This is a genomic window from Sediminicola sp. YIK13, assembly GCF_001430825.1.
Taxonomy (GTDB): Bacteria; Bacteroidota; Bacteroidia; order Flavobacteriales; family Flavobacteriaceae; genus Sediminicola.
The window spans coordinates 1,285,200-1,303,955 of the sequence record NZ_CP010535.1 but is presented as its reverse complement, the minus strand read 5'-3'; the positions used below and the strand labels follow the sequence as shown (position 1 = coordinate 1,303,955).

The following is an 18,756-nucleotide window of genomic DNA, read 5'->3' as shown; positions in this document are numbered from 1 at the left end:
AAAACTAAGAGAAGGATTATGAAATTACTTAAAAACGGATTGATGTTGGTTGGAATGCTTTGTGTTATAAGCAGCTTGATATTTGCGGTCCAAAACACTTTGGGCAGTTCCTCAAATGGTCCAAACGACCAGGAGTCCAACGAAGGAGACGGCGCCAGTTCTTATAGATATAAAGTTAGGGCCATTGATATTCCAGCGGACTTAAATTTTGCCGATGAAAGCGTTCCCGTGGATGATCCGGAGGTAATGGAGCGCATTGATAGGGAGTTCTTGGTAAACACATATTGGCAATCCAATGCCCTGTTACTTATGAAAAGGGCCAACAAATACTTTCCCATAATAGAGCCAATTTTAAAGAAAAACGGGATTCCTGATGATTTTAAATATTTGGCAGTCGCGGAAAGCGGATTACAAAATTTGATCTCGCCTGCAGGTGCTACGGGGTTTTGGCAAATAATGAAGGGTACGGGAAAGGATTTTGGATTGGAGATCAATGATAATGTGGATGAGCGTTATCATTTGGAAAAATCAACCGAAGTGGCCTGTAGATATTTGAAAAGTTCGAAGGAGAAATTTGGAAGTTGGACCCTTGCTGCTGCTTCCTATAATGCGGGACCTTATGGTATTAAAAAATATCAAGGGGTACAACAAGTAGATGCCTATTACGATCTTTTATTAGGGGAAGAAACTGGCCGCTATGTATTTAGAATTTTGGCTATTAAGGAAATATTGTCCAATCCAGAAAAATATGGCTTTGAAATAGGGAAGGAAGATTTATATACGTCGGTGCCAACCTTTACTGTTGAAGTTGATACTCCTGTTGCCAATTTCGCTGATTTTGCACAAGACTACGAAATCAATTATAAGATTCTTAAGAGACACAACCCTTGGTTAAGGGAGGCCCATTTAAATAATGGTTCCAAAAAGAAATACGTAATAGAAATTCCTAACAAAGGTTATTATAAGGTTTCCAAATAATGTATGCTTTTATAAAGGAACACCTCTGGCAGATTTTATTGGGAATCAATTATTTACTGGTCATTTTTTTCTCAATATTTATTGTTTTAAAGAATAGCCACCCTATACGGACCCTTTCTTATTTGTTTGCCTTGGCGGCCTTGCCCTTTCTTGGGCTATTGGTTTATTATTTTTTTGGACAGGATTATAGGAAGCATAAGATTTTCGAAAAGAAATCGGTAATCGACAGCGCTAAACTTAAGGAATGGCGGGAGTCTTTTGCGTTCACCTATAGAGAAAATAAGGAATTTGAAGAGGAGTTTGGGGAAGGAGTCTTTAAAATTTATAAGCTTCTCCAAAATAATGAGAAAGCGGTGGTCACCTTCAACAATAAGGCCGACATATTAATCAACGGGGAACAAAAATTCAAATTACTTTTAAAAGACTTAAAGGCTGCCGAATCCCATATCCATATGGAATATTTCATCATAGTGGACGATGAACTCGGAAAGCAAATATTGGATATCCTATGTGAAAAGGCAAAACAAGGGGTGGAGATCAGGCTTATTTATGATGATGTGGGCAGTGATATATCAGCCAAAATAAAACGTAGATTAAAGGAGAGTGGGGTGGAACACCATGCTTTTATGCCGGTAATATTTACCAGGTTCACCAGTAAATTTAATTATAGGGATCACAGAAAAATAGTGGTTGTAGACGGTAAGGTGGGTTATGTAGGCGGAATTAACCTAGAGAAAAAATATGACAACTCCTTCAAAAACAAGGTTTTTTGGCGAGATACCCATCTAAGGTTAGAGGGAGATGCTGTTGGCTCACTACAATCCACATTTCTTTTAAATTGGGATTTTGTCTCCGATTCTAAGATTGATTTTAAAAAGTTGATCCCAAAACCCTTAAAAGAAGCAAAAAGCACTACTGCTGTACAAATTGTATCCAGTGGTCCCGACACGGATTGGGCCAGTATCATGGAAGCATTGTTTTCAGCCATCAATTCTGCCAATGAATATATTTATATTACCTCCCCTTATTTGATCCCAAATGCCGAAATATTGGCGGCATTGACGACAGCTTCCAGAAGTGGAGTGGAAGTGAAATTTATCATTCCCAAGGATTCTGATTCATGGGCGGCAAAATATGCCACAGATTCATACATAGAGCAGTTTTTGGACTCGGGGATTGAGGTATACCGCTATACCAAAGGTTTTGTGCATGCCAAAACAATTGTTATAGACGACAACATTAGCAGTATAGGAACCGCCAATCTAGATTATAGAAGCTTTTCAATCAACTTTGAGATTAATGCAATGCTCTACGACACCAAAATATCATCTAAAATGAAAAGGATATTCATTGAGGATTTAAAGGACTGTGAAATTATAGATATAGAACGATGGAAAAACAGACCCCTTAGCAAGAAACTCAAGGAGTCTTTTAATAGGCTGTGGGCCCCATTGCTCTAAATCTTCTTCATTTGCTGTTGCATCATTTTTATCTGATCTGTCAGCATATTCTGTTTGTCCAATTTTTTTGCTTCGTTCAATAGCGTGGTGGCCTCTCTTTTGCGACGTTTTTGCATAGCTATACCTGCAAGGCTCAGTTTTGCCATGGCAACATCATAGTCCATGGTCAATCCTAATTTTAAAGCCTTTTTGAAATACTTCTCTGCCTGGGTCAAGTTGGTCTGTGAAAAAAGGATGCCGTGTAAGTAATTATAGTAACCTTGTTGCTTGGTGGTCAGGGCAGCTTCAGGATTTTTGATCTTGTCCAGCCATTTTTGAGTTCCTGCCATATCTTGCTTTCGCATTCTTAGAAAAGCAAGGAGTATCATTTCATTTCTAAAGTAAAGAAATATGAAAATAGTGGATAGTAATATTAAAAAGATTCCATTACCTATATTTCCTTCTATAAATTGATAGATGGCATAAGCAATGATTAATCCGGCGATGATAAGTTTAAAAATTTTGTTGAACATGATTTACTCGTTAATTAATTCGTAGGTAACTTTTGTTTTTATTGTTGTTGGTATCTTTTGATCGCTCATTTGGACCATTACGGAGGCCCCTTTGGATAAACCCTCCACATTCATTTTAGAAATAAATCCAGTAGTCCTATTGGTGGTGATCGTTGTGTTTTGTGTCCCTGTAAGTTTCATAGTGCTTGCAGGTTCAACAACATTCATCGTAACCACTGCCTTCCCGGTAATGGTGGCTGTTTTAGGTGTTAACTCTTTTAAGGTCCACACGGTAGATGCTGCCAACTTTCCGTCATATTCATTTTGCCAAGTATCTCCGACTTTTATTTTTTTGGAAGGGTAGATATAGGTCATTTGCTTATAACTATTGGAAAGTGCTTCTGAACCAAATTCCTGTTGTAATGATTTTTTCATCAATTTCAAAGAAAAGTCATCTTCCAACCCAGATGCCGCTGTCATTTTAGTGACCAAGGCATCACCCCCTTTAACTTCAAGGATGTCACCATTCTTTGCAAGGGTCATTTTAACCGGGCTATTGAGGATACTATTAAAAATACTGGATTGCATGTCGCCTGGAACCACTTGTTTTGCCTTTACGTTCATTAATTCTCCCTGAATGCTAGAAGTCATTCTTAGGTTCAAATCTTTAAAAGTAAGGCTAATAATGTAGTTTTCTTCCTTTATTCCAACAACCTTAAATTCTAATAGCCCGTTCATTTGGTTGATTATCTCATGGGAGGAACCATCCAATTCTTGGATAATGGTCTGGTTGGCATTCTGTTTCACCCGAAAAACATCTCCAATTTTTAGCGTATATTGAAGGGAGGTTTGCCCGATAATAGTAGTGATGGAGAAGGTGAAAAGTAAAAAAGAGAGAAAATGTCTCATGTAAAAAATAGGTTCCTAAATAATCGATCGCAAAAGTAATAAAAACAATCGTAAATATTTTTTTAATTAGATTTGTCTAAGTGAAAACTCTTCGTATATTTGCGCCCAGATTTTGCGGACAGAACCGCGGTTTTGAAAACATCAAAAAGTATTAAAAATGCCAGGACAAAAAAGAACATATCAGCCGTCAAAGCGTAAGAGAAGAAACAAACATGGTTTTAGAGAACGCATGGCATCAGCCAATGGTAGAAAAGTTCTTGCCAGAAGAAGAGCTAAGGGTAGAAAAAAACTAAGCGTTTCTTCAGAGCCAAGACATAAGAAATAATGACTGTACTGTTATTAAAAATATTAAGGTGTTACTTTTTATAAGTAGCACCTTTTTTTTGTTTATTAAAATTTAGATTAAACGACATATCCAATGCCAAAAAGAAAAGATTTAAAGTCAGTTTTAATTATAGGTTCTGGTCCCATAGTGATCGGACAAGCGTGTGAATTTGATTATGCAGGATCACAGTCCTTACGATCTCTGCGTGAGGATGGAATAGAAACTATTTTGATCAATAGCAATCCAGCTACTATCATGACAGATCCATCCATGGCGGATCATATATATTTAAAGCCTTTAAATACAAAATCAATAATCGAGATCTTAAAGAAGCATCCCAATATAGATGCTGTCTTGCCAACAATGGGCGGACAAACGGCCCTAAACCTTTGTATAGAAGCAGATGAAAAAGGTATCTGGGAAGATTTTGGAGTTGAACTCATAGGGGTAGACATCGATGCTATCAACATTACAGAGGACCGTGAAAAATTCCGTGAGCTGATGTTGAAAATTGGGGTGGGTATGGCCCCTCAGGCCACTGCCACTTCTTTTCTAAAAGGGAAGGAAATTGCACAGGAATTTGGTTTTCCTTTGGTTATTAGGGCTTCCTATACCCTAGGGGGCGCTGGAGCTTCCATCGTTTACAAACAAGAGGATTTTGACGAGATGTTGAGCCGTGGTTTGGAAATATCTCCTATCCACGAGGTAATGATAGATAAGGCTCTATTGGGCTGGAAAGAGTATGAGTTGGAATTGCTTAGGGATAAAAATGACAATGTTGTCATTATATGTGCCATAGAAAACATGGACCCTATGGGGATTCATACAGGAGATTCTATCACCGTTGCACCGGCTATGACACTTTCTGATAAAACCTATCAGAGAATGCGTGATATGGCCATATTGATGATGCGCAGTATAGGTGACTTCGCAGGAGGGTGTAACGTGCAGTTTGCTGTTAGTCCAGATGAAAAAGAAGACATAATTGCCATAGAGATCAATCCAAGGGTTTCCCGTTCATCGGCCTTGGCATCAAAAGCCACAGGATATCCGATTGCCAAAATAGCTACCAAATTGGCAATAGGCTACAACTTGGATGAATTGGATAACCAAATCACAAAATCCACATCGGCTTTATTTGAGCCTACCTTGGATTATGTGATCGTAAAAATCCCTAGATGGAACTTTGATAAGTTTGAAGGGTCAGATAGAACGTTGGGACTTCAAATGAAATCGGTAGGTGAAGTAATGGGGATCGGAAGATCGTTCCAAGAAGCACTGCACAAGGCCACACAATCCCTAGAAATAAAAAGAAATGGACTAGGGGCCGATGGGAAAGGATATAAAGATTACGATCAGATTATCAGTAAGTTGACTATTCCTAGTTGGGACCGTGTCTTTGTTATTTATGATGCCATACAATTGGGAATTCCCTTGAGTAGAATTCATGAGATCACCAAGATAGATATGTGGTTCTTGCGACAATATGAAGAATTGAATTTCTTGGAAAAAGAGATCGAGAAGTACACCATAGAATCTTTGCCTAGAGAGTTGTTGTTGGAAGCGAAACAAAAAGGATTTGCAGACAGACAAATTGCACATATGGTAGATTGTTATGAAAGCGAGGTCTACAATAAAAGATCATCCCTAGGGATCAACAGGGTATATAAATTGGTTGATACCTGCGCTGCAGAGTTTAAGGCCATGACACCATACTACTATTCCACCTTTGAGGAGGAGATACAAACAGCAGACGGAAAAAGGTATGTGGAGAACGACAGTATTGTTACCGATAAGAAAAAGATTGTTGTGCTAGGTTCCGGACCAAATAGAATTGGGCAGGGGATAGAATTTGATTACTGTTGTGTCCATGGGGTTTTAGCTGCTGCTGAATGTGGCTATGAGACCATTATGATCAACTGTAACCCAGAAACCGTATCAACGGATTTTGATACGGCCGATAAGCTTTATTTCGAGCCCGTATTTTGGGAGCATATCTATGATATTATCCGTCACGAAAAACCAGAAGGTGTTATTGTTCAATTAGGAGGGCAGACCGCCTTAAAATTGGCCGAAAAACTGGATAAGTACGGCATAAAGATTATTGGTACAAGCTTTAAATCTTTGGATTTGGCGGAAGATAGGGGTAGTTTCTCCAGGTTGTTACAGGAAAACAACATTCCATTTCCAGAATTCGGGGTGGCGGAAACAGCTCAGGAAGCACTGGAATTATCAGATAGATTAAACTTTCCTCTTTTGGTAAGGCCTTCATATGTATTGGGAGGACAAGGGATGAAAATTGTCATCAACAAAGAAGAATTGGAATCCCATGTGGTAGGTCTTTTAAGATCTATTCCTAACAATAAGTTGTTGTTAGACCACTATTTAGATGGTGCTATAGAAGCAGAAGCAGATGCCATTTGTGATGGGGAGGATGTGTATATTATAGGGATCATGGAGCATATAGAGCCATGTGGAATACATTCAGGAGATTCTAACGCAACCTTACCACCTTTTAATTTGGGGGAGTTTGTAATGCAGCAGATCAAAGATCACACAAAGAAGATTGCCCTGGCTTTAAATACGGTAGGTCTGATCAATATTCAATTTGCCATCAAGGATGATGTTGTCTATATTATCGAGGCAAATCCAAGGGCTTCCCGTACCGTGCCTTTCATTGCGAAGGCCTATAAGGAACCTTATGTGAACTACGCCACCAAGGTGATGCTAGGGGAGAAAAAGGTTAAGGATTTTACTTTCAATCCGCAATTGGAAGGTTTTGCGATCAAACAACCGGTATTCTCTTTTGATAAGTTCCCGAACGTAAATAAAAATTTGGGTCCAGAAATGAAAAGTACAGGAGAGAGCATTTTATTTATCGATAGTCTTAAGGATGATGAGTTCTATAACCTGTACCACAGACGTAAAATGTACTTAAGTAAGTAATATTCCGATCAAAACTTCTTGTATAAGGAGTTTAGTTTGAAACATAAAAAAAGCCCTGTAAGTTATCTTACGGGGCTTTCTATGTGTTAGGTTCTTTATTTAAGAGCCCCATTCGGTATGGAAAATCCCTTCCATATCATTCCTTTCGTAGGTGTGTGAACCAAAATGATCCCGTTGTGCCTGTATCAGGTTTAATGGTAACTTGCCTGAGGTATAGGCGTCAAAATAGGTCAATGAATTGGACAATCCAGGTAGGGGTATTCCACTTGTTGCCGCATATGCCACAACTTGTCTAGCTGAAGCAACAGTATCCTTTATCTTTTCCACAAAGGCCGGTGCCAGCAATAAATTAGGCAGTTCTTTGTCCGATGAATAGGCCGATGAAATATCCTCTAACATCGCGGCCCTAATAATGCAGCCCGCCCGCCATATTTTAGCAATTACAGACAGGTCCAGCTCATACCCGTATTCCTTGGAAGCATCTTTTAATTGGTGCAATCCTTGGCCGTAGGTATTGATAAAAGCAAAATACAATGCAGCTTCTGCCATTTTTACCAATTCTTTTTTATCAATGGTCTTTGGCTCTGGTCGTCCATAAAGCGAATCTGCCAATACGCGTTCCTCTTTCAAGGCAGAAATCTCTCTCATACTAACTGCAATATCAATAGATGGAACTGGAATACCAAGATCCATGGCATTTTGTGAGGTCCATTTCCCGGTTCCCTTTTGCTTTGCCTTATCCAGAATTTTGTCCACCAAAGCACCGGTGCCCTTATCGTCTTTTTGGGCAAAGATCTCAGCGGTAATTTCAATTAGGAAAGATTGTAACCTTCCTTGGTTCCATTCATTGAAAATCGTATGTAGCTCGTCATTGTTAAATCCGCCTGCCTTTTTAAGCAAATCATAGATTTCCGAGGTCAGCTGCATTAAACCGTATTCAATACCATTATGGACCATTTTTACATAGTTACCAGCAGACTTTGGTCCTAAATAGGCAACACAGGGTTCCCCGTTAAATTTTGCGGATACAGCTTCAAATATGGGTAATACTTCCTTATATGCCTCTTTATTACCACCTGGCATAATGCTTGGGCCTTTTCTGGCACCTTTTGCGCCGCCTGATACCCCGGATCCAAAAAAATGGATGCCTTTTTCCTTTAAATAGGCCTCTCGTCGGTCCGTATCGGTAAAGAATGAGTTTCCACCATCTATAATAAGATCGTCCTTGTCTATTACCGGCAACAGATCTTCTATCACCGCATCCACAATCTTACCTGCAGGGACCAAGAGCATTATTTTCCGCGGTTTGGCCAGGGATTGAACAAAGGTTTTTAGATCCGTTGAAGCATTGACCCTCTTGGTATTTCCACCTTCTTCAATAAGTGCATCTACCTTCTCTTGATCTAAATCATATCCAAAAGCTGAAAAGTCATTATCGGCCACATTCAGTATAAAGTTACGTCCCATGACTCCTAGACCTATAAGCCCAAAATCGTATGTAATTTTCTCCATAATTTATTATTGTTGTGAATTAATTGAATTCACTATTGATATGTTAAGTAATTTAAGATGTAAATTGTATAAATTAAATAAGTTTTATCTTAGCGCCAACTAGAACGATTTCAAAATTAATTTAAAATATCGACTTTTGGGCCTATAGTTCATTTTGAAGCTCCCAATGTGTCTTTTTAGACTGATTTTGTTAAATAAATGGATAAAATCCAATGCAATTGCTATAGAATATGAATAAAACTGCAAATCAAATGTTGGTGATTTTTGGTGCTTCGGGAGATCTTACGGCCCGAAAGTTGGTCCCAGCACTTTTTAATTTATATAAAGGAAAACATCTCCCCGAAAATTTCATAGTATTAGGCGCAAGTAGAAGTAACATGTCCGACGATGAGTTCCGTCAAAAGGTGGTCCATGAAAGCGGTTACCTCAAGGAAAGGGTAAAAGCTGGGCAAGACGACTTTATAAAAGCCTTTTCTGATAAATTGTACTACGAGGATTTAGGCACGGATTACGATACAGAGTATTCCAACATAGCAAAACGAATTAAAGATTTAAATAAGGAGCACGGGACCGGGGATAATTTCATTTTTTACTTTTCTACGCCCCCTAATTTATATGAGGTCATTGCCAAAAATCTTTCTGATCAAGGTTTGAATGATGAGAGCAAAGGTTGGAAAAGGCTCATTGTCGAAAAACCTTTTGGATATAGCTTAGACACGGCCAAAGAATTGAATAAAGGACTTCAAAAGTACTTTGACGAATCCCAGATCTATAGGATAGACCATTATCTAGGGAAAGAAACAGTGCAAAATTTATTGGTGACCCGTTTTTCCAATAGTATTTTTGAACCCCTCTGGAATAGGAACTATATCCACCATGTTGAAATTACCAATGCAGAAAGCGTGGGTGTGGAGAAAAGAGGGGGTTATTATGACAAGTCTGGAGCCCTACGGGATATGTTCCAGAACCATTTGTTACAAATCATCTCCTTTATAGTAATGGAACCGCCCATAGATGCCAGTGCAGAGGAAATAAGAAATGAAAAAGTAAAGGCCTTGAAGTCCTTGCGGATCATGAAGAATAAAAAGACTTTGGAAAAAAATACCATCAGGGGCCAATACCTTGCCTCTGTAATTGATGGTAAGCCGGTAAAGGGATATAGGGAAGAGGAAGATGTTCATCCACAGTCCATGACCGAAACCTATGCAGCCATTAAATTTTATGTGGATAACTGGCGTTGGAAAGATGTTCCTTTTTACGTGCGAACTGCCAAAAGAATGCCCACTAAGGTTACAGAAGTTGTGATCCACTTTGAATCTCCCCACCATCAAATATTCAAGAATTCGGATATGAACAATAAGGATAATAAATTAATTATCCGTATCCAGCCCGATGAGGGAATAATGATCAAATTTGGAGTAAAAGTACCAGGTCAAGGCTTTAAGGTAGAGCGTGCAAATTTAGATTTTTATTATTCCAGCCTATCAGAAACCAATGTCATGGAAGCCTATGAGCGTTTATTATTGGACGCCATGCAAGGTGATGCCACACTATATGCCAGAGCGGACGAAGTGGAAGCGGCATGGAGTTTTGTGGATCCCATTCTCAATTATTGGGAGAAGGGCACTGATGTGCGGACCTATGGGTATTCAGCTGGGGTCTGGGGTCCCAAAAATGGGGATGACCTCATTGAAGGCAGCATGGGGTGGAGGAACCCTGGGGAACATATGGCAGACGATCCGGGCTTCTGCGTAATCAGTTAAAAAAATACAATGGAACTTAAGATATATACAAGCAAAGAAGAAGTAGCCAAACGTTTTTCGGAATACTTGGTCAAAATCACAAATTCTAAGGAAGAGGTACATATTGCCTTATCTGGCGGTAGTACCCCAAAAATTGTCTTTGACATGCTGGCCGCAGAATATGGAACAGACATAAATTGGGATAATGTGCATTTTTATTGGGGGGATGAACGTTGTGTCCCACCAACCCATGAGGAGAGTAATTACAAAATGACCTTAGTTCATTTGTTTGAAAAAATTAGTATCCCTGCAGACAATATCCACCGTATTCACGGAGAGGATGATCCAGCGCTAGAAGCAAAGAGATATGCTCAGCTGTTGGATGATAAATTGCCCAAACGAAAAAAAATACCACAATTTGATTTAGTGATATTGGGCATGGGTGATGATGGACATACCGCATCTATCTTTCCCCATGAAATTGAGCTGTGGGATAACAAAGCCAATTGTGCCGTTGCTATTCATCCAGATTCTGGACAAAGAAGAATCACCATTACTGGGAAAATCATCAACAATGCTAAAGAGGTTGCTTTTCTGGTGACAGGAGCTGGTAAAGCTGAAAAGGTGGAAGAAATTATGAAAAAGGAAGGCGACTATACTACCTATCCAGCTACTTTGGTTGCCCCAACATCAGGGCAGTTGATCTGGTTTTTAGATTCAGATGCTGCCAAGGGTCTTATGTCAGTTGGAGACTAACATTTTCGGTCTTTAAATCTTCAAGGTATTCTTCTACCTGAAATTTAGAGGAAGTGAATTTGGAGCCTCTTAAGGTAGATTCATTTTTTCGTTGAATACTTCGTGCAAAGCGTCTTACTCCTTGTTTGTCTGTAAGAAGCAGGCCAGGGATTGGAATGTTCTTCCCGTTGGCATCTTTGGCAACCATCGTAAAATAGGAAGAATTACAATGCTTGAGTTCCCCTGTGGTAATATTTTCAGATTCTACACGGACACCCACCACCATAGAAGTGCGCCCCGTATAATTAATGGAGGCTTTTAAGGTTACCAATTCCCCTACTTCAATTGGATTCAAAAAATCTACCTTATTGACCGATGCTGTTACGCAATAGCTCCTTGAATGTTTGGAAGCACAGGCAAAGGCAATCTGATCCATTAGATTTAGGATATATCCCCCGTGTATTTTTCCTCCGAAATTAGAATGCGCCGGAAGCATCAACTCTGTTAAAGATATGCGGGTCTCTTTAGATGTCTTAAATTTTTCCATAGGTGGTTAGTTTCTAAAATGGGGTGAACGTTCTGGTTTTACATCCGTGATAAAATATCTGGTATCCCCAAGCCATGCAAAGGTCTTGTACCGTTCCACATAATTCACTTTTACATATTGGCCCTGATATTCCTGAAGCTTATCTATTACCTCCTGATCTTTGTCCAGTACCGAAAAGGTAAAAATCTGTGCCCCGGAGATACCCTGACTAATTTCACCTTCCCAAGTTTTGATCAATACCCCTTTGTGGCTTATTTTTATGAGTTCTCCGGAACGCACACCATCACTATAGGGGACGTAATAGACAAAAGCATAATACATGGAAAAAAGGGCTATTATGGCCACAACACTGATAATCAGAAATTTTTTCATAGTTCAAGTTTAGGTTCTTCCTCAAAATCGTCCTCAAGATCGTCTTCTTTGGCACGTTTCAACAATGCTTCGGGGATCGACTTTTTAGCTTTCGCCCCCATTTTTTTGAGCTTTTCAATGCTTGTAATAATATTTCCCCTGCCATCTATCAATTTGTTCATGGCTCCTTTGTATTCCTGCTTGGCCTCATCCATTTTTTTACCAACCTTGGTAAGATCGGTAACGAATCCTTCAAACTTATCATAAAGAGCTCCGGCCTGGCGGGCAATTTCAATAGCATTGCGCTGTTGTTTTTCATTGTTCCACATACTATCAATGGTCCTTAAGGTGGCCAATAGGGTGGAAGGGGTCACAATGATTATATTTTGTTCAAAGGCCTTGTTGTATAAGGAGTTGTCGTTATTGATGGCTATGGCAAATGCGGGTTCTATGGGTACGAACATCAACACAAAATCTGGACTCTCCATTTCGTAAAGATCCTCATATTTTTTAGCGGACAATTGATCTACATGCCTTCGCAGGGAATTCACATGGTCTTTAAGGAACTTATCGCGCATATCGTCTTCCGCATTCACATAACGCTCATAGTCCGTTAAGGATACCTTGGAATCCACGATCATTTTTTTGCCATCGGGGAGATTGATTATAACATCAGGTAGGACACGACTTCCATCCTCTCTGGTAAAACTTTGTTGTACCGTATATTCACGATCCTTTTCCAAGCCCGATTTTTCTAATACCCTTTCCAGTACCAGTTCGCCCCAGTTCCCCTGCATTTTGCTGTCTCCTTTTAAGGCTTTGGTGAGGTTTTCCGCTTCTTGGGTTATTTTGAGGTTCTGTGTCTGTAGATTGGTCAATTGCTCCTTTAAAGCAGAATGCATCCCCACACTTTCTTTTTGGCTATCATCGACCTTTTTTTCAAAAAGCAAAATCTTTTCCTGCAGTGGGACTAGGATGTTTTTTATGTTTTCCCTGTTCTGTTCAGTGAACTTGGTACTCTTTTCGTCCAAAATCTTATTGGCCAAATTTTCGAACTCCTTGGTAAATTTTTCCTGGAGCTTTTCCACTTCCTGTTTTTGCTCTCTATTTTTTAGCTCCAAATTCTCCAGATCTGCCTGGTATCGTGTTATTTGGTTACCCAACTGCTCCTTTTCGGAACGCAAGAGGTTCTTTTCCTCATTAGTAAGCTGTAGTTTTTCTTCCAAGGACGAGAGATTTAAGCGCAATTGTTGCTCCCGCTCCACTAGGGCACTTTGGCCTGATTTGGTTTTTAAATTTTGAATATAATGGCCTAGAAAAAAGCCAAGGCCCAAAAATAATATTCCTATAATGATGTAGGTAATCGATCCGTCCATTGATAATAAGTTCTCTGAGGTAAAGATAAAGGATTGATCTTAAATTACCACTTAAGGTGGTTCTTACTTTTTAACTTTGAACGATCCAGATTGACTATCAAAAGTGATGGTGTCCGAAGGGAATAAATTTTCAAAACTCTTGTTGGTAATGAGCTCGCAGGGCTCCCCAAAACTGCTTCTTTCTTTTTGCATGATCAACATTTTGTCACACAATTGAATGGCTATTTCTATTTCATGGGTAGTGAAGAGAATAGTCTTTTTGGTCTCATGTGCGATCTCTCGTAATAATTTCAAGATATGGACCTTATGGTAAAGATCTAAATGGGAGGTGGGTTCGTCTAATAACATGATGTTTGTGTCCTGAGCCAAGGCCCTAGCTATCATTACTTTTTGAAGTTGACCATCACTCAGCTCGTAACATTTTTTATGCTGTAGATCTTCTATTTGGACCATATTTATAGCCCTGACTATTTTTTCTTTATCCAAACTGGTCAAAGTACCTATCCAATTGGTATAGGGCTGTCTTCCCAGACTTATAAGTTCCAAAACGGTGAGGTTTTTGGAGGCTATGGGCTCTGTTAGTACCACACTAATTTTTGAGGCCAATGCCAAAGGGTCATATGATTCCAATTCTTTACCATCCAAGAGGATTTCCCCTGACAGTTTGGGCTGTACTCTTCCTATGGTGCGAAGTAGGGTAGATTTTCCAATGCCATTTATACCTACAATAGCAGCCAATTCTCCCTGTTCCAAAGAAAAGTTAACATCCTTGGCAATACTAATCCGTTCCTTTTTATTTAGATAACCAATTGTAAGGTCTTTGGTGCTTATGGCGATATGTGGATCTATAGTGTTGATATTCTGTGATTTTTCTTGTTAATTGTTTTCTACTTAAAATACCATATTTCTTTTTCTGACCAATAACCAGATGACCACGGGGGCACCAATAATGGAAGTTATCGCATTAATTGGCAGCACATTGGCTGAGGTTGGTAATTGTGCAATGGTATCACAGACCAACATTAAGATTGCGCCATATAAAACTACAGCGGGAACCAATATTTTATGGTCAGTGGTATTAAAAATTTGCCTTGTCAAGTGGGGCACTGCAAGACCCACAAATGCAATGGGACCAGCAAATGCGGTAATTCCTCCTGCGAGCAATCCCGTAGCAAGAATAATTAAAAATCTCTTCTTTATAATGTCCACCCCTAGGCTACGGGCATAGTTTTCCCCCAGAAGCATGGCATTTAAAGATTTGATGGCCACAATACTCAGTAAGACACCAATAGCAAGGATTACGAACAGAAGCCCTAGTTGTGACCACGAGAGGTTCCCTAAGCTACCAAAAGACCAATAAATATACTGCTGTAGTTTTTCAGCATTTGTAAAATAGGACAATACGCTAACTACTGCTGCAGTGATACTGCCGAACATTAATCCAATAATTAATAGCGCCATGGTATCCTTTACTTTAGAAGCGACGGCCATTACTGCCAATAGCACTAAAAAACTACCAATACTAGATACGATGGCCAAAGAAACATCACTGACCAGGCCAAAGGATAATAAGCCGGTGAATAGGGAAGAACCCATGATAAGCAAAGCTGCGCCCAAACTTGCACCAGAGCTGATGCCCAAAACAAAAGGTCCGGCCAAAGGATTACGAAAGAGGGTCTGCATAAGCAAGCCACTTAGGGCAAGTCCACTTCCCACCAACACTGCAGTAAATGCTTTTGGAATTCTATAGTTCCAGATAATATAACTCCATGCCTCATTGGTAACTGGCTCATTAATAATGGATTTTAGGGTATCTATAAAAGGAATTGCCACAGATCCCAAACTAATATTGACAAAAAAGCTAAGGATCAACACCGTGAGCAATAAGGTAAAAGGTAGTTTATATGTTTTTGGTGACTGCATTTATTCCAAGGGTTTAAAAAAGAAAGGTTGATAACCCGGTAATAATTCTGGATGGAAGATATGGATGAGATCTTTTAAGACCAAATCTGGCCTATTTGGTGCCAATTCGTAATATAGGAGTCCACCGGTAGCTCCGGTAGTATTGGCAAATGTGTAGATCTTCCTTTCTTTAAATGCTTTAAATTGGGTGTAATGTCTATTTCCTTCCTCCAATTGGCCATAGGAGGTGTATTGGGAAGGGGAAATCCAAAAATCAGCCTCTTGTGCCGTATCCAGGACACTTTCCAGACTTAGGGACAAACTACCGGTTTCGGCTGAATCTTGCCATAAATAATGGGCATTGGCATCAGCGATAAAATTGGAAGCCCAACTTTTTCCTCCAGGTAAATACCACACATCCTTGTAAAGTGCCCCACTTAAAACACTAGGTTTAACTTGTGCCTTCAGCGCCAATTTTTTGGCTTGGTCGTAATTAGTTTTAATGGCAGTAAAGATTGAATCCGCCTTTTTTTCAAGATGGTAAAAAGGTGCAAAAAATTTGATCCACTCCGCTTTTCCCAGAGGGGTTTCTTCTGTCCAATCCCCATTGTAAACGACTGGAACGTTAGAATTTTGTATGGTACTATATGCTTTGTTACGGTTGTCTATGCTAAAGCCTACCACCACATCTGGTTGCAGGGCTATGACCATTTCTGTATTGATAACTTCATTGTTGCCCAATTCCTGCACTTGATTCTTTGAAATTCGGTTTCTAGTCTTTTCCGAAGAGATGTATTCTGTATTGGGAAAACCAATAAGGGTGTTTTCCACACCCAGTGCCTCCAATGCGGGAATATGGGTGGTGGATGTTACCACAATCTTTTCAATGGGGGTAGCAATTATGGCGTCATATTCATCTTTGTTCAAAGTAATAGATGCCAGTTTTTCTTTAGGAATCAAAGCATAAGTAAATGCAGCTTCGGCATTGGGCCAGGGAGAGGTTATTTTAATGGTGGTAATACCTCCTGGGGATTTGTTGATGGCAAAGCCTTTGGCATGGGCAATAGTAACGACTTCAGAAGGTATGGATAATCGGATTTTTTCTTTTGGTTCCTGTTTGCAGGACCAAAAAACCAATAGAAATAGCAGATAGCGAAGAGTTTTCAAAAAAGTAATGATTTTGGTCTATGGGCAAAAGTAGCATTTAATTCTTGAATGATATTTCAAACCACACACTATAAAATGCAGGATAACGTGATATCAGCTTGAGCGTATCATTTTAATCTTTTATCACTTATGGATGTTCAGTATTTAAGAATCATGAACATAATAGGGGTGCTATTTATAAAAAAGGTTTAATTTCGAACCGAATTTTGGTTTCTATTGTTTCAATAGGATTAAAAGGGAATTCGGTGAAATTCCGAAGCTGTTCCCGCAACTGTAAGCTACGCCTTAGTAATTGGGTGCTTACTACATCTTCAAAAACCACTGTTTATGCTGATATATTTTCAGCACTTGTCTTAAAGATAAGTTTCATAAATGGGAAGGTATGTAGTAAGACGCAAGTCAGGAGACCTGCCAGGTTCATAACTAAAATGAAAAGACTTTCGGGTAAAGGGTCTTCATTGATATGAAAACAAAGCAGCTACTATTAATTTTACCACTCCTGTGCTTTTCGATAGGTATGGCCCAGCAGAGCAATATTATTGCTCTGGATGAAGTGATTTTGAGCGATGCGAAATTAAAATATTTTTCAAAAGGGCTAAAGGTTGAAGTCCTCACCGATTCCACTATGAATAGAAACGGCTCTACCTTGACCAACCTTTTGCAATTTAACTCCAATATATACTTTAAGGAAAATGGCTTTGGCATGGTCTCCTCGGCTTCCTTTAGGGGTACAAATGCCTCTCAAACGGCGGTTGTCTGGAACGGTATTAATATCAATTCCCAATTGACGGGGCAGACCGACTTCAATACCATAATTCCACAAAATTATAATTCAGTGTCCATTAGAAGTGGAGGGGGAAGCGTGCAATACGGTAGTGGGGCTATTGGCGGTAGCATCTTGCTCAACGATTCCTTTCTCTTCGAAAAACATTTTTGCAATACCCTGCAATTGGGATATGGTAGTTTTAATACCAAAAGGGTGGATTATAGGACCGCATATGGTTCCTCTAAGCTTTCTTTGAATTTTGGTGTTAATTACAACGCTTCCGATAACGACTACAAGTATTTGGGTACGGACAGAAAAAATGAAAACGGAGCTTTTAATACGCTCAATATAAATGCATCCCTTGGCTATTTAATTTCAAACTCTCAATTATTAAAGTTTTATCACACGGCGTTTTTTGGTGATAGGAACTTCTCAGGGACATTGACAGCTCCTTCTAATGACAATTATAGGGATGTTAATGCACGTTCCTTGGTGGAATGGAGCCATTTTAATGAAACTAAAGTACAGCGTCTTAAGTTCGCACATTTGTACGAAAGATATCGGTATTACTTCAATAGGGAAAGACCAGAATTTTCTTTTGGTCGCACCAACTCCTATATTCTGAACTATGATGCCAAATATGAATTGGGAAGAGTTACTTTGAATGGAATAGGGGAGTTAAGTACCATAGTTGCAGAAGGCACCAGCATAGAAAATGCAACAAGAAACCAAGCCACCGGTACTTTTATGTTTTCCCATGAAGTAACCAACACATTCAATTACGGACTCAACATTAGACAAGAACTGGTGACCGATTATCAGAGTCCCTTATTAGTATCCTTTGATAGCAAGTACCAAGTATCTAAATCGTACGATATCAATTTTAATGCCTCCAAAAATTATAGGATTCCCACCTTTAACGATCTGTATTGGTCCGGTGCTGGTGCTATAGGGAACAAAGATCTAATTCCAGAAACTTCAAAGCAGGCAGAATTGGGACAGAACATTAGTGGAAATAAATACAAGTTAAATTTAACTGCATTTTATATAGCATCTGATAACCTGATACAATGGAGGCCAGATAATTCCGGGATTTTTAGTCCAAGAAACGTTAAAGAAGCAGAGCAATATGGGGCCGAGTTGGCACTGGAATTACAACAGACTTGGGGCAAGCACCAACTTCGATTAAAGAATTTATATGCCTATACCAAATCTCTGGATAAGGAAACCAAGAACCAATTGATCTATGTGCCGGAACACCAATTCACTTCCAACTTGGCATATCAGATTCAAAGCTGGGATTTTTACTATCAGTGGTTGTACAATGGACCTGTTTTTATCACAACGGATAACAGTGAAAAGCTCTCGGGATATCATGTATCCAATATTGGGTTGGAGCATAATTTCCCGCTATCAAAAAAGATAGATTGCACCCTAGGACTAAAGGTCAACAATATTTTTAATGAAAACTACCAAAATGTGGCCTATAGGCCTATGCCCAATAGAAATTTCAATTTTCAATTCATAACTAAATTTTAAACAATCAAGT

At 39.3% G+C, this 18,756-nt stretch carries 16 protein-coding genes and 1 riboswitch; of the genes, 7 read left to right on the top strand and 9 right to left on the bottom strand.

Going from position 1 to position 18,756, the window contains the following annotated elements:
• Positions 1–18 precede the first annotated feature (18 nt).
• The gene (locus SB49_RS05840; RefSeq protein WP_062054723.1) at positions 19–978 is read left to right on the top strand and encodes a lytic transglycosylase domain-containing protein; all 960 of its coding nucleotides are present in this window, start codon (positions 19–21) and stop codon (positions 976–978) included.
• A complete protein-coding gene (gene cls / locus SB49_RS05835) occupies positions 978–2,438 on the top strand; it encodes a cardiolipin synthase (RefSeq protein ID WP_062054722.1) in 1,461 nt (486 codons plus the stop codon). Before SB49_RS05840 ends, cls begins: the two co-directional genes overlap by 1 nt.
• On the opposite strand, the gene SB49_RS05830 is transcribed toward cls, so the two are convergent.
• Entirely contained in the window at positions 2,435–2,950 is a 516-nt protein-coding gene (locus SB49_RS05830) for a hypothetical protein (RefSeq protein ID WP_062054720.1), read from the bottom strand. The two genes, cls and SB49_RS05830, sit on opposite strands and share 4 nt — an antisense overlap.
• A 3-nt stretch (positions 2,951–2,953) precedes the next feature.
• Positions 2,954–3,838, bottom strand: coding sequence for a DUF6263 family protein (locus SB49_RS05825; RefSeq protein ID WP_062054718.1), 885 nt, complete (start codon positions 3,836–3,838; stop codon positions 2,954–2,956).
• Between the two features lie 157 nt (positions 3,839–3,995).
• Between SB49_RS05825 and rpmH the strand changes: the two genes are divergently transcribed.
• Both rpmH and carB read left to right on the top strand, forming a co-directional pair.
• Positions 3,996–4,163, top strand: coding sequence for a 50S ribosomal protein L34 (gene rpmH, locus SB49_RS05820; RefSeq protein ID WP_062054716.1), 168 nt, complete (start codon positions 3,996–3,998; stop codon positions 4,161–4,163).
• A gap of 93 nt (positions 4,164–4,256) precedes the next feature.
• Entirely contained in the window at positions 4,257–7,109 is a 2,853-nt protein-coding gene (gene carB, locus SB49_RS05815) for a carbamoyl-phosphate synthase large subunit (protein ID WP_062054713.1), read from the top strand.
• A gap of 99 nt (positions 7,110–7,208) precedes the next feature.
• Here the strand turns inward: carB and gndA are convergent, their stop codons facing one another.
• A complete protein-coding gene (gene gndA, locus SB49_RS05810; RefSeq protein ID WP_062054711.1) occupies positions 7,209–8,621 on the bottom strand; it encodes an NADP-dependent phosphogluconate dehydrogenase in 1,413 nt (470 codons plus the stop codon).
• Positions 8,622–8,851: 230 nt separating this feature from the next.
• On the opposite strand from gndA, the gene zwf reads away from it, so the two are divergent.
• Positions 8,852–10,384, top strand: a complete 1,533-nt coding sequence (zwf, locus tag SB49_RS05805) for a glucose-6-phosphate dehydrogenase (protein WP_062054709.1) — start codon at positions 8,852–8,854, stop codon at positions 10,382–10,384.
• 9 nt (positions 10,385–10,393) lie between these two features.
• Complete coding sequence (gene pgl / locus SB49_RS05800) at positions 10,394–11,119, top strand: 6-phosphogluconolactonase (protein WP_062054707.1); 726 nt, start codon at positions 10,394–10,396, stop codon at positions 11,117–11,119.
• Here the strand turns inward: pgl and SB49_RS05795 are convergent.
• The 6 genes from SB49_RS05795 to SB49_RS05770 all read right to left on the bottom strand — a co-directional run bounded on the left by SB49_RS05795 (position 11,100) and on the right by SB49_RS05770 (position 16,441).
• Complete coding sequence (locus SB49_RS05795; protein WP_062054705.1) at positions 11,100–11,645, bottom strand: acyl-CoA thioesterase; 546 nt, start codon at positions 11,643–11,645, stop codon at positions 11,100–11,102. The genes pgl and SB49_RS05795 overlap by 20 nt on opposite strands.
• Positions 11,646–11,651: 6 nt before the next feature.
• Positions 11,652–12,017 (bottom strand): hypothetical protein, encoded by a 366-nt coding sequence (locus SB49_RS05790; protein WP_062054703.1) that lies wholly within the window; start codon positions 12,015–12,017, stop codon positions 11,652–11,654.
• Positions 12,014–13,372, bottom strand: coding sequence for a DNA recombination protein RmuC (gene rmuC / locus SB49_RS05785; protein ID WP_062054701.1), 1,359 nt, complete (start codon positions 13,370–13,372; stop codon positions 12,014–12,016). The genes SB49_RS05790 and rmuC overlap by 4 nt, the downstream gene beginning before the upstream one ends.
• 63 nt (positions 13,373–13,435) lie before the next feature.
• Entirely contained in the window at positions 13,436–14,230 is a 795-nt protein-coding gene (locus tag SB49_RS05780) for an ABC transporter ATP-binding protein (protein WP_062054700.1), read from the bottom strand.
• A gap of 33 nt (positions 14,231–14,263) precedes the next feature.
• Positions 14,264–15,295: a FecCD family ABC transporter permease gene (locus tag SB49_RS05775; RefSeq protein WP_062054698.1), complete on the bottom strand. Its 1,032-nt coding sequence runs from the start codon at positions 15,293–15,295 to the stop codon at positions 14,264–14,266.
• A complete protein-coding gene (locus SB49_RS05770; RefSeq protein WP_062054696.1) occupies positions 15,296–16,441 on the bottom strand; it encodes an ABC transporter substrate-binding protein in 1,146 nt (381 codons plus the stop codon). It abuts the gene before it with no gap.
• A 190-nt stretch (positions 16,442–16,631) separates the two neighbouring features.
• Positions 16,632–16,871: riboswitch (cobalamin riboswitch) on the top strand.
• A 33-nt stretch (positions 16,872–16,904) separates the two neighbouring features.
• Between SB49_RS05770 and SB49_RS05765 the strand changes: the two genes are divergently transcribed.
• Positions 16,905–18,746 carry a TonB-dependent receptor gene (locus SB49_RS05765; protein WP_082591077.1) on the top strand — a complete coding sequence of 614 codons (1,842 nt, stop codon included), beginning with the start codon at positions 16,905–16,907 and terminating at the stop codon, positions 18,744–18,746.
• Positions 18,747–18,756 lie beyond the last annotated feature (10 nt).

Excerpts from the sequence above, each read along its gene's own strand:
- SB49_RS05790 (WP_062054703.1), bottom strand. The coding sequence starts at position 12,017 with ATGAAAAAATTTCTGATTATCAGTGTTGTGGCCATAATAGCCCTTTTT.
- gndA (WP_062054711.1), bottom strand. The coding sequence starts at position 8,621 with ATGGAGAAAATTACATACGATTTTGGGCTTATAGGTCTAGGAGTCATG.
- carB (WP_062054713.1), top strand. The coding sequence starts at position 4,257 with ATGCCAAAAAGAAAAGATTTAAAGTCAGTTTTAATTATAGGTTCTGGT.
- cls (WP_062054722.1), top strand. The coding sequence starts at position 978 with ATGTATGCTTTTATAAAGGAACACCTCTGGCAGATTTTATTGGGAATC.
- SB49_RS05825 (WP_062054718.1), bottom strand. The coding sequence starts at position 3,838 with ATGAGACATTTTCTCTCTTTTTTACTTTTCACCTTCTCCATCACTACT.
- rmuC (WP_062054701.1), bottom strand. The coding sequence starts at position 13,372 with ATGGACGGATCGATTACCTACATCATTATAGGAATATTATTTTTGGGC.
- SB49_RS05765 (WP_082591077.1), top strand. The coding sequence starts at position 16,905 with ATGAAAACAAAGCAGCTACTATTAATTTTACCACTCCTGTGCTTTTCG.
- rpmH (WP_062054716.1), top strand. The coding sequence starts at position 3,996 with ATGCCAGGACAAAAAAGAACATATCAGCCGTCAAAGCGTAAGAGAAGA.
- SB49_RS05840 (WP_062054723.1), top strand. The coding sequence starts at position 19 with ATGAAATTACTTAAAAACGGATTGATGTTGGTTGGAATGCTTTGTGTT.
- pgl (WP_062054707.1), top strand. The coding sequence starts at position 10,394 with ATGGAACTTAAGATATATACAAGCAAAGAAGAAGTAGCCAAACGTTTT.
- SB49_RS05795 (WP_062054705.1), bottom strand. The coding sequence starts at position 11,645 with ATGGAAAAATTTAAGACATCTAAAGAGACCCGCATATCTTTAACAGAG.
- SB49_RS05830 (WP_062054720.1), bottom strand. The coding sequence starts at position 2,950 with ATGTTCAACAAAATTTTTAAACTTATCATCGCCGGATTAATCATTGCT.
- zwf (WP_062054709.1), top strand. The coding sequence starts at position 8,852 with ATGAATAAAACTGCAAATCAAATGTTGGTGATTTTTGGTGCTTCGGGA.
- SB49_RS05775 (WP_062054698.1), bottom strand. The coding sequence starts at position 15,295 with ATGCAGTCACCAAAAACATATAAACTACCTTTTACCTTATTGCTCACG.